The following is a 6,660-nucleotide window of genomic DNA, read 5'->3' as shown; positions in this document are numbered from 1 at the left end:
GCTCGGCAAGCCACGATCTCCATGCGAAGCGTGTCCGGCGTAGCTCGAAGAGCGGAGACGGACTGGCGCGGCTTGCTCGGTTTCCCTGGACAGCCCGTAGCCGGGATGGAGCGAAGCGCAATCAGGGATGCCCCTCCAGAGGCCCATCCCAGCCATCACTTCAGTTCCGTGTTCGCCACCGGCAGGATGGAGGCGACGTGCCAGCCGGTCGCATCCTGAACGTAGGTCTGGCTGATCAGAAACGTATTTTGTTGCGACGGCTTGCCCGGAAGGCCGCGTGTGAAAACGATGGGAACGAGGATCTGCATCACCTCGTTCGAGATCACCGCAACGTGGAATTCCGACATGTTGGGCTCGAGGTGCCAGGTGCCCTCGTAATACGCCTTGAATCGGGTGGCGACCGCATCGCGGCCTCTCGTCTCGATGCCTCTCGCAAACAACAGTGTGCCGGGCGAATTCCAGAGCATCATCTTCACATCGTCCGCATCATGCGCATTCTGCGCGGCGATGAATTTTTCGAAGATGTTTCGTGCCTCCGCGTCATTTGCGGCAGCTTGCGCGCCTCCTGCTGGCCAGAACGCTGCGGCGAGGAGCAGCGCTGCGGTCGCTGCCGCAGCACGACGACGACATCGCGCAAAGGGCCGCGGCCTGATGGAGCCTCGAGACATCTCGGAAGGGGGCATGGTGACCTCTGGTTTTGAATGTTGATCGTCATATCATCAATCGCCTCGCCGACCTTTCAGGATCGCGCGATCCGCGGTCGCCGCTGCATCACGTCTTCGTTGCCCACGCCTTGGTGGATTGCCGCAGGGATTTAGCCTGCGCTCGCGCGGTCGGGGGCTGCCCCCTGGAACAGGCCGGTGCTGCCGCGCATTGATCCGCCATGTCCAAGAACCCCGGAAAAAGGTTTGCCGTCGGCGACCACGTCAGCTGGAATTCCGAGGCCGGCCGGGTGCGCGGCCATATCCTGCGCGTGCACACCGCCGAGGTCGATTACAAGGGCTACGTCCATCACGCTACGCCTGACGATCCGCAGTACGAGATCAGGAGCGACAAGACCGATCACGTCGCCCTGCACAAGGGCCGCGCATTGCGGTCGTTGAAAAGCTGACGGCCCGCGAGCCGGGCGGTCGAGGTGTCACCATGGCTCATCCGTTCTTCACCATCGGCCACGCCACACGATCGATCGAGGAATTCGTCGAATTGTTGCAGGGCAGCGCGGTCACCTTCGTGGCTGACGTTCGGACCGTGCCCCGCTCCCGTACCAACCCGCAGTACAATCGCGAGACCCTGCCGCAATCGCTCGCGGCTGCTTCGATCGGCTACGAGCACATTGCCTCGCTCGGCGGCCTGCGCAGCCGCAAGCGCGAGGTGCCGCGCGAGACCAACGCCTTCTGGCAGAACGTCAGCTTTCACAATTACGCCGACCACGCGATGGGCGCGGCCTTTCACGAAGGGCTCGCACATTTGCGCGCCGTCGGGCAGGTGCAGCGCTGCGCCATCATGTGCGCGGAAACATTGTGGTGGCGATGTCACCGTCGGATCATCACCGATTACTTGCTCGCGGCGGGCGAGACGGTGTTTCACATTCTGGGGCCGGGGCAGGTCAAAGAGGCCGAGATGAATCCGGCTGCGCGGGGCGTTCCCGAAGAGCGTCTGGTCTACCCGGCGGAAAATCAGCCAATCGCGTAAATCCCCGGCGTGGAGCTAGCCAACGCCGTCAATCGGGCTGGCTCGCCGGTTGGAGCAGCACATCCTTCAACCCGGCCGGATAAAGGCTCGGTCCGCCGTCCACGTCGAGGTCGGCAAGGTCGAACCAGCGCGCGACGATCTGCTCTCCATTGTCCTCGAGGAAGTCGAGGCGATCCCGGTCGGCGAAGGCGCCGTCGGGAAACTCCACCTCGCAGATGAACATCACCTCGTGCCCGGTTGCGTCCTCGTGCATGAAAATGTTCTCCAGCACCAACGGCTCGCTTGTGATGGTGACGTCGATGCCGAGCTCCTCGTTGAACTCGCGCATCAGCGCAGTGCGCCAGCTTTCGCCGAATTCGATCTCGCCGCCGAGCGGCCGAACACCCTTGATCCGCCCGGCATCGTCGCGAATTTCGGCCGCCAGCAGGCGCCCGTCCCGCCAGTGCAGGCCGATCGCGACGACGCGGATGTGGGGATGCGGGCGCCAAATGGTCATAGCGGATCGTTATCGCGCGCGCCGCCGTGGTGCAATGCGTGGGGCGAGCTCTGTCGGGCCGGATGAGGCTTCGCAGCCTTGATCCATGACTCGCCGCCTGCCATTGTCCGGTTATCCACCACGGCGGGGAGCCGGTGCGATCGAGTTATGGCGTGCGGCGAAATGCGTCGCTTCGCCGGATGTGAAGCAAAGGCAGGCTATTGAGATGAGCAGCGTGAACAAGCCCGGCGGCAACTATTTGCCGGTGATCATCCATGGTGGACTCGCTTATGTCAGTGGCCAGCTGCCGCGTCGCGGCGAAGACCTGCTGTATGTGGGCAAGGTCGGAGCAGGCGTCGATATCGCGGCCGCACAAGAAGCTGCAGCCCTTTGCGCCGATCTCTGCATTTCCGCCATCAATCACGCCACAGGCGGAGAGGACCGGATCGTCCAGGTCCTGCAGCTCGTTGGATACGTCGCTTCGGCACCTGGATTTACCCAGCAGTCGCAAGTCATGAACGGTGCCTCCGATCGGCTGATCGAACGCCTCGGCGAGCGCGGTCGTCATACGCGGACGTCCGTCGGTGTCGCCGAGTTGCCGCGAGGGGCGCCGGTCGAGCTGAACATGATTGCCGCTGTTCGGTCATAGCAAGCAGCCTATTCAACGAGATATTTGGCAACTGCCGCCTCGTCCCACGCAATCCCGTTGCCGGGCTCCTCGCTCGGCAGCGCAAAGCCGTCCTTGATCTTCAGTCGCGTCGAAAGCACCGCGTCGGCCCAATCGACATATTCCAGCCAGTGCGCGGTCGGCGTCACGCAGAGCAGATGCGCGCTGACTTCCGAGAACAGATGCGTCGACATCTCGATGCCGGCGGCATGGGCGAGCGAGGCGGCGCGCAGCCAGCCGGTGACGCCGCCGATGCGCTGCACGTCGGGCATCACGTAGTCGCAGGCCTCCGCCGAGAACGCTGTTTGCATCGAAAAGGCGCTGTCAAAATTCTCGCCGATCTGGACGGGCGTATGCAGTGCGTCGGCAATGCGGGCGCAGCCGGCATAATCGTCGTGGCGGATCGGCTCCTCGATCCAGCTCAAGCCCTCGTCGTCGAGCATCTCGCCGCGGCGGATGGCTTCGGTCACCGTCAGTGCCTGGTTGTAGTCGCACATCAGCGTCACCTCGTCGCCGACGGCCTTTCTCACCGCGCGGACGACGGCGAGATCCTCCCGCGCATCGGGCCGGCCGACGCGGATCTTGGCGGCCTGAAACCCCTCGGCCAGCAGCTTGTGCGCCTCCTCGACGGCGGCGCCCGCCGGCATGATGCCGAGCCCCTTCGAATTGTAGGCCTTGACCGGCTTCGGCGCGCCGCCGAGAAGCCGTGCCAGCGGCAGGCCCTTGCTGCGGGCGAGCGCGTCCCAGGCCGCCATGTCGATGCCGGATTGCGCCAGCCGCTGCAGGCCGGCGAGGCCAAGCAGGGTGAAGCGCTGGGTCAGCTTGCGCTCGATCTCGACCGGCAGCAGCTCGTCGCCGGCAAGCAAGTCTGACATTTCCGTGACCATCGCCGTCAGCGGCTTCAAGGCCGATGGCGTGATCGAGAACAGATAGGCGTGCCCGCGAGCGCCCTGGTCGGTCTCGCAGTCGATCAGCACCAGCGGGGCCCTGGCGACAGCGCCGGTCGAGGTCTGCAGCGGCAGGCTCATCGGCACGATCACGGGCCGCGCATGGAAGCGTTGGATGCGGATGGTCTCGGTCATGAATCTCTCCGGGCGGGATGGAACGATCGGCTACTTTTGCTGCAAGGCCATGCGAACGCCAAGACCCAGGTAGATCGCCCCGATGACGCGGCCCTGCCAGCGGCCGATGCTGCGATGACGGGTGAGCCAGCCAGCGACTTGTCCGGCAACAAGTGCGATCAACGCGGTGTAGATCGCGCTCATGATGACGAAGATGAGGCCAAGAATTGCAAGCTGGGCAACGACGGAGCCCTTCTCGGAATGTACGAACTGTGGGAGAAAGGCCAGGAAGAAGAGCGCCGTCTTCGGGTTGAGCAGTTCGGCCAGCACGGCCTGCCGGAAGGCGAGCGACGCGTCGACCAAACGCGACTGCGCCAACTTGATATCCTCGCCTCTTTCCATAAACGCGCGGATGCCAAGATATATGAGGTAGGCAGCGCCGGCGTACTTCACCAGGCTGAAGGCGAGAGCCGAGGTCATCAGCACCGCCGACAATCCGAGCGTAGCCATCGCGGTGTGAAGCAGGTCTCCAGTAGCGATGCCAAGACCGGTGGCAATTCCGACGCGATGCCCGCCCACAGACGCGCGCCCGAGCACCAAGAGGACGGCGGGACCCGGAATGAGAAAGAGGCCGAGAACCACCGCGATATAAGTCAGCAACGTGTCGAACTGGATCATGGTGAGTTCCGGTCTGATTGTCAGGAGCTCAAACCAGCCAGACCCGGTCTTTCAATGCAAGTCCTCGATGCGGCATAGGCTCCTGGTTCTCAGAGCTGTCTCCATCAGCCGCGAGGTGATTCCCTATTCGGTCGACGACGCTGAACGACGCGGCTTCCCGAGCCGGATTATCCGGCCGAAGCCGCGGTGCGCCAGGTTCGCTCCAACGGCGAGATCAAATGGCGAGGCGAGCTCATTCACATTTGCAGCGCTCTCGTTGGTGGAGCCGTTGCCGTCGAGGAGACCGAAGACGGATCCTGGCAAGTGCGCTTCTCGACGTACCGATCGGCATCATCGACCAGAAAACGCGCAAGCTGCGGCGCAGCGCCAGCGCCGCGCCGCAGCCGACCAGATCATGAACGACTGTTACCCATCCATCCGGTCTGTTTTGTTACCTATCCATCCGCTGGACAGCGTTCAGGTGGGCCTCACCTCGCCGCCCCCTCCGTGAACGCCGTCTCGATCACATCCCCAAAGGGCTGCCACGACCGCCCGTCGAACTGCACCAGCCGCATCTGCCTGATCGGCAGATAGTTGTTCGGCGAGGTATTCATCCTGATGTTGGGCAGCGCGACGGAGGGGTTGTAACCCCTCAGCGAAGCCGCCTGACGCATGATGTTCTCGCGTGACAGGTCGTCGCCGCATTGCTTCAGCACCTGCGTCAACGCCTCGGCCGCGGCGTAGCCGTAGACCGCTGCGCTGTTGTTGGTGCTTTCGACCTGATGGTACTTGTCCATGAAGGCGAACCATTCCCTCATGGCAGGATCGTCTTTCCAGGCGGGGTCGCTGGGGTCCTTCAGGAAGGCGGCCGAGATCACGCCGGCCGAATTCTCCAGGCCCGCGGGCGCCATCGCATTGGCGATCGAGGCGGAGGTATCGTTGACGATGAAGACCGGGCGCCAGTTGAGCGAAGCCGCGAGCCTGATCACCTTGGATGCCGTCGACGGCACGCCGAGAAAGACGAAGATATCGGCACCCGCGCGTTTGAGGATCGAGACGTGCCCGTCGAGGTGCTCGTCGCCGATGTCGAAGGCGATGTCGACGAGGACATGGCGGTTCAGATCGCCAAGTCCGTCCTGGATTCCCTTGTAGAGCATGCGTCCGAACTGGTCGTTCTGCCAGAGCACGACGATCTTCTTCCTGGGATAATAGGCCTGAATGTAGTTGGCGTAGATGCGCCCCTCCGACCGGATCGACGGCTGCCAGCCCATGGTCCAGGGGAAAGCCCTGGCCTGGCTCAGCTCCTCGTCGCCGGAGGCGACGAAAAGCTGCGGCACCTTCTTCTCGTTCAGATACCAGCGGGTGGCGAGATTGCCGGGCGTGCCGAACGATCCGAACATCAGGTGCACGTCGTCCTTCTCGACCAGATTGCGCGTCAGCTCCAGTGCGGTCGACGGATCGGAATTGTCGTCGCGCGTGATGAAGCGGATCTTGCGGCCATTGATGCCGCCGCGCGCGTTGACCATGTCGAAATAGGCGGCCTCCGCCTGACCGATCGCGCCGAATTCAGAGAGCGCTCCCGAATACGGCATGACATTGCCGATGCGGATTTCCTTGTCGCTTGTGGGTTGGTCTGGGCGTTGCTCGGACATCGCGCCAAGCGATCCGAGTGCGGCGATCAAAACGAACAGCAGTCTGCCGGTGACGCGCATGCTCGACACCTTGTCGTTGGCCCCCAACGAGGTCGGCTCAGTCCGCACCAAGGCGAGTTGATCTAGATCAGGCGTTTGGCAATCGTGTGGCCTGGCAGCCCGCTTCAATACAGCGCAGGCCCGTACGAAGTGGCAGGCGTGCTGACACGCCGCTACGGCAGCCCCCGCGCTTCCAGCTGATGCACCAGCAGCAGGGTCGGTTCGGCGAGGCTGTCGCCGGAGCCATCCAGGCCAAAGGCGCTCGCGATGCCGTCGCGACTGCGCAGCAGCGCGCTGCGCGGACAGTGGCCGGCGCCGCAGAGCGTCTTCTTCAAGGTCTCGCCCTGCGTCACGAGGCCAGGGGAATCGTCCGCGGCCCAGGCCAGCACGATCGGCACATCGACATTGAGGATGCCG

At 63.7% G+C, this 6,660-nt stretch carries 8 protein-coding genes and 1 pseudogene; 3 read left to right on the top strand and 6 right to left on the bottom strand.

The window, feature by feature from the left end; translation table 11 throughout:
- Nucleotides 1–155 precede the first annotated feature (155 nt).
- On the bottom strand, nt 156–470 hold the full coding sequence (locus IC66_RS48225) for a hypothetical protein (protein WP_240536477.1): 315 nt from the start codon (nt 468–470) through the stop codon (nt 156–158).
- 413 nt (nt 471–883) lie between these two features.
- Between IC66_RS48225 and IC66_RS0110410 the strand changes: the two genes are divergently transcribed.
- Both IC66_RS0110410 and IC66_RS0110405 read left to right on the top strand, forming a co-directional pair.
- On the top strand, nt 884–1,111 hold the full coding sequence (locus tag IC66_RS0110410) for a DUF2945 domain-containing protein (RefSeq protein ID WP_038947568.1): 228 nt from the start codon (nt 884–886) through the stop codon (nt 1,109–1,111).
- 32 nt (nt 1,112–1,143) lie between these two features.
- Nucleotides 1,144–1,692: a DUF488 domain-containing protein gene (locus tag IC66_RS0110405; protein ID WP_028140018.1), complete on the top strand. Its 549-nt coding sequence runs from the start codon at nt 1,144–1,146 to the stop codon at nt 1,690–1,692.
- Nucleotides 1,693–1,720: 28 nt separating this feature from the next.
- On the opposite strand, the gene IC66_RS0110400 is transcribed toward IC66_RS0110405, so the two are convergent.
- Nucleotides 1,721–2,188 carry an NUDIX hydrolase gene (locus IC66_RS0110400; RefSeq protein ID WP_028140019.1) on the bottom strand — a complete coding sequence of 156 codons (468 nt, stop codon included), beginning with the start codon at nt 2,186–2,188 and terminating at the stop codon, nt 1,721–1,723.
- Between the two features lie 205 nt (nt 2,189–2,393).
- On the opposite strand from IC66_RS0110400, the gene IC66_RS0110395 reads away from it, so the two are divergent.
- Complete coding sequence (locus IC66_RS0110395; protein WP_018316149.1) at nt 2,394–2,816, top strand: RidA family protein; 423 nt, start codon at nt 2,394–2,396, stop codon at nt 2,814–2,816.
- Nucleotides 2,817–2,824: 8 nt separating this feature from the next.
- On the opposite strand, the gene IC66_RS0110390 is transcribed toward IC66_RS0110395, so the two are convergent.
- From IC66_RS0110390 to IC66_RS0110370, 4 genes and pseudogenes are all read right to left on the bottom strand, one after another.
- Nucleotides 2,825–3,916 carry an enolase C-terminal domain-like protein gene (locus IC66_RS0110390; protein WP_038947567.1) on the bottom strand — a complete coding sequence of 364 codons (1,092 nt, stop codon included), beginning with the start codon at nt 3,914–3,916 and terminating at the stop codon, nt 2,825–2,827.
- 30 nt (nt 3,917–3,946) lie between these two features.
- Nucleotides 3,947–4,573, bottom strand: a complete 627-nt coding sequence (locus IC66_RS0110385; RefSeq protein WP_028140021.1) for a LysE family translocator — start codon at nt 4,571–4,573, stop codon at nt 3,947–3,949.
- A gap of 467 nt (nt 4,574–5,040) precedes the next feature.
- The gene (locus IC66_RS0110375) at nt 5,041–6,264 is read right to left on the bottom strand and encodes an ABC transporter substrate-binding protein (protein ID WP_028140023.1); all 1,224 of its coding nucleotides are present in this window, start codon (nt 6,262–6,264) and stop codon (nt 5,041–5,043) included.
- 152 nt (nt 6,265–6,416) lie between these two features.
- Nucleotides 6,417–6,660: pseudogene (locus IC66_RS0110370) on the bottom strand (alpha/beta hydrolase); the annotation flags it as partial.

Origin of the sequence: Bradyrhizobium genomosp. III (assembly GCF_000261705.1) — a bacterium.
In the GTDB taxonomy this organism is placed as follows: Bacteria; Pseudomonadota; Alphaproteobacteria; order Rhizobiales; family Xanthobacteraceae; genus Bradyrhizobium; species Bradyrhizobium ottawaense.
The sequence above is the reverse complement of the archived record's forward strand: the minus strand, read 5'-3'. Positions and strand labels throughout refer to the sequence as shown.

What these genes read in the sequence shown, in the direction of transcription:
- IC66_RS48225 (WP_240536477.1), bottom strand. Translation starts at nt 470, where the DNA reads ATGATGCTCTGGAATTCGCCCGGCACACTGTTGTTTGCGAGAGGCATC.
- IC66_RS0110390 (WP_038947567.1), bottom strand. Translation starts at nt 3,916, where the DNA reads ATGACCGAGACCATCCGCATCCAACGCTTCCATGCGCGGCCCGTGATC.
- IC66_RS0110385 (WP_028140021.1), bottom strand. Translation starts at nt 4,573, where the DNA reads ATGATCCAGTTCGACACGTTGCTGACTTATATCGCGGTGGTTCTCGGC.
- IC66_RS0110410 (WP_038947568.1), top strand. Translation starts at nt 884, where the DNA reads ATGTCCAAGAACCCCGGAAAAAGGTTTGCCGTCGGCGACCACGTCAGC.
- IC66_RS0110400 (WP_028140019.1), bottom strand. Translation starts at nt 2,188, where the DNA reads ATGACCATTTGGCGCCCGCATCCCCACATCCGCGTCGTCGCGATCGGC.
- IC66_RS0110405 (WP_028140018.1), top strand. Translation starts at nt 1,144, where the DNA reads ATGGCTCATCCGTTCTTCACCATCGGCCACGCCACACGATCGATCGAG.
- IC66_RS0110375 (WP_028140023.1), bottom strand. Translation starts at nt 6,264, where the DNA reads ATGCGCGTCACCGGCAGACTGCTGTTCGTTTTGATCGCCGCACTCGGA.
- IC66_RS0110395 (WP_018316149.1), top strand. Translation starts at nt 2,394, where the DNA reads ATGAGCAGCGTGAACAAGCCCGGCGGCAACTATTTGCCGGTGATCATC.